This window comes from Bacteroides sp. An279, from assembly GCF_002159615.1.
Classification (GTDB): domain Bacteria; phylum Bacteroidota; class Bacteroidia; order Bacteroidales; family Bacteroidaceae; genus Phocaeicola; species Phocaeicola intestinalis.
Genome location: NZ_NFJA01000167.1, coordinates 1 through 3,153, shown reverse-complemented (window position 1 = coordinate 3,153; position 3,153 = coordinate 1). Strand labels below are relative to the sequence as shown.

Below are 3,153 nucleotides of genomic sequence, written 5' to 3'. Positions count from 1 at the left end.
CAGGAAGAAAATTAATGCCAGACCGAGAGAAAAACTCAATTTCTTGACTCCGGCTGAGGTCTTTTTCAAAAATATTTCGTAATGTTGCACTCGCTGGTTGACTCTGCCGATACAAAAAAATCGCTTTGCATAGGCAGATTTTCCTGAAAATATTTGCTGTATTGATATTTTCTATTATAAGAAACGGATCAAGGCCGCTTCCATTCTATATAGAAACTACAATCAAAAACAGATACATTATTGGTATCAACTTTTGATTGCCATACTTTTGAATCACTATAACCTTTTAGATTATGCTGATACATAAAAGATACTGTATCAAAGTCCGTTGAAAGATTATTTTGATACAGTTCTCATTTTGCTACAGTTAGTCAAACCAAAAGATTTCTCACCGAATTTACATAGTTGATTCCACCACTTGTACTATTCAGCATCTTTTCCCAAGTCTGACGGATTTTAGTCATTCTCTTGTCAAATCCTGAACGGGAAGCATAGAGAGGTTTCAAAGTCATCTCGATTGTTTTTATATCTCCGTGGTATGCATTCAATATCTTCTGCATAGCAAAATCATCAAAGGTGTCTGCTTGAATTTCGGGCACGTCTGAAGTGTGGCCAAATACTCGGTCGTACATAGTCAGTATGAGGTTGGCTTCTGCATTCAACACCTCATTGATATAAGTGTCTCTGAGGTTAAGGTAACTTCTAACTTTACCAATAGTTTCAAGTTTTACCTCAAACCTTGTTACACCATTGAATTGCTTTACGACCTCCCATTTGTTAGGGAGTATAGAAAGAAAGTCCTTATTCTTAGGCTTGATTATTTCTTTCTCTTTGCGATAGATACGGATGCACTCTTTACACTTGGAAGATTTAACGTCTCTAATGAAGTCTATACCTTCACTATCGTAATAATCCCATTTGTAGCGTCTGTAATTCTTTACCCATATTGACAATGCTTGCAGGGTTTCATCTGATAGGGTTGCATGTACATCCTTGGTTACATCTGCAGAGGTGACACATCCCGTTTGCAATATACCTTCCACATCAATAAGGCAGATACCCAACTTGTTGATGTTTTCAAGGCATTGACGAATGGTGTGTTTGGATATGAGCTTGGGATAATCTTCTCCAAGTATCTTACTCGAAAACTCCAAGGTTAATGTTTGCTGTGGTTTGCTTATTGCAATGTATAAGTTGAATGGTACACTCTTATCATTCTTGGATGAGTAATATAGACCTGTTAATTCCCCATTCTTGGAATTATACGTTTGGTTGAACTGAATCTGTCGTTCTAACAGATATTTATAGTTGGCTTTTATCTTCAGCCTGTCGAATGTTAAATAAGTCACTATTCATAAGAATATCCTTTTTATTTTTCAGAAATGTACTCTACGGGCTACATTTCCCCCTTTTGATAATGCGATAACAGAGAGAGGTGACAGCCTCTCTTCTATTTATTCTCACTATCTATACTATCAGGAATCGTTTCCCAATAGGCTTTGAGGGCAACTGATATCGCCCTCTTGTGTTGCGCACTTTTAGCCCGCCCTTTGAGGCTTGCGCTGATTTTGCGTTTCGTTTCTTCGCTTCTTTGTCTTGTAATTCTTTTCATACTCTTAATCCATTATACATATATAAATATAGGTAAGACTGAAAGGATTATCAAGATTAGTAAGTTCCTCTCAAATTCTGTAGAAAATTTTGAGGATGACAAAGCACTTGGATTAAAGACATACCCCTTTTCCTTAAGGAAGGCATTATAAGCGGGGATACGGGGGTAGGAAGACATACATCCCCCTACCTGCCAATATGTTACAAGTCCATCCCTGACAAAAACACTACTGAAAGTGCTTGCCCATAATTTAGGGGTAAGTTTTTCTGTATTCTTTTGGCCATATACCTAAGAAACAGTCTTTGCGAAAAAGAAATCAAACCGTCGTTCTTTGAACTTTGTTAGGTGGAAGTATTGGCTTTGTGGGGTCAGGAATCCAATGCCTCAACTCCCAAATCTTATCCAAGTCCTCTAAAAATTGGTTCGAGAACAGAACGGTCAAGGGTACCTCAAATCCCTGATAGTCGAAAGATTATCAGGGGTTTTTCTTTTTTTCGGGCGTACTAAAACTCTATTTTGTAAACCAAAAGGACTCTGTAGAAATTTACGAATTAAGAAATGGATGATGAGAAAAAGCGTAGGTGTATATCATCGTCTGCAATGCTAAGAGCCACATGCCTGACATTTCAAACATAGAATTTCTCAATTCTTTATCAGAAAACAATACTCTTGGATTGATTGAGCTTGCTTCCGGCTTGTGGGCAGAGTCAACCAGCGAGTGCAACATTACGAAATATTTTTGAAAAAGACCTCCTTAGGCGTCAAGAAATTGAGTTTTTCCCTCGGTCTAGCGTTGATTTTCTTCCTGATTTTAGCAATTTTCCCTTCTGTGACGGTGCTGATGTCCGTCCCTTTCGGGATATATTGGCGTACCAGCTTGTTGGCGTTTTCTATGGCTCCTTTCTGCCACGCGCAATAGGAATCGGCAAAATACACAGGTACGTTCAGTTTTCCGGTTATCCATTCATGCTCCGCAAACTCGCTGCCGTTGTCCGTGGTTATGGACTTCAAGGCCTCCCCTTTGTAAGGTAGAAGCAGCCTCCACACGGCTTTCGCCACCGGCCCGGCCTTCTTTCCCTGTTTGAGTTTCTCCATGAGCAGGAAGTTCGTGCTCCTTTCCGTCAGCGTCAGGATGGCGTTGCTGTCCTTGTCCACGATGAGGTCCATCTCCCAATCTCCGAAACGCCTGCCGTCGGCTTCCACCGGACGTTGGTGTATGCTTATGCGGTTACGGATGTTCGTAGCCTTGGTTTCATGCCGGCGGGAGGCCTTGCGCTTATATTTCATCTTATGGCGGCAATGGGAGGCTAACTCTCCGCTTTCGTCCTTGCGTATAAGACCGTAAATGGCTTCATGTGAGACGTTTATACCCTCCAACCTTAAACGTCCGGATATCTGCCGGGGAGACCATTGCTCGTTTTTTATCAGCTCGATGATGCGCCATTGCAGCACATCATCCAGCCCCCTGTTGCCGGGCGTATGACACCGGCGGGATTCTGCCATGTCATGCGCCTTGTTCCATACATACTTGCCGCTCGGCG

3 protein-coding genes are annotated in these 3,153 nt (G+C 41.4%); all 3 read right to left on the bottom strand.

Translation table 11 applies throughout. From position 1 onward, the window contains the following. Positions 1-371: 371 nt before the first annotated feature. Entirely contained in the window at positions 372-1,349 is a 978-nt protein-coding gene (locus B5F78_RS16225) for a hypothetical protein (RefSeq protein WP_087407229.1), read from the bottom strand. Positions 1,350-1,450: 101 nt separating this feature from the next. Continuing rightward, positions 1,451-1,612: an NUMOD3 domain-containing DNA-binding protein gene (locus B5F78_RS16220; protein WP_087407228.1), complete on the bottom strand. Its 162-nt coding sequence runs from the start codon at positions 1,610-1,612 to the stop codon at positions 1,451-1,453. A 726-nt stretch (positions 1,613-2,338) separates the two neighbouring features. Further along, on the bottom strand, positions 2,339-3,153 hold an 815-nt coding region (locus B5F78_RS16215; RefSeq protein ID WP_087407227.1), incomplete at its 5' end, for an IS30 family transposase.

Coding starts and splice junctions, on each gene's coding strand:
- B5F78_RS16220 (WP_087407228.1), bottom strand. CDS start 1,612: ATGAAAAGAATTACAAGACAAAGAAGCGAAGAAACGAAACGCAAAATC.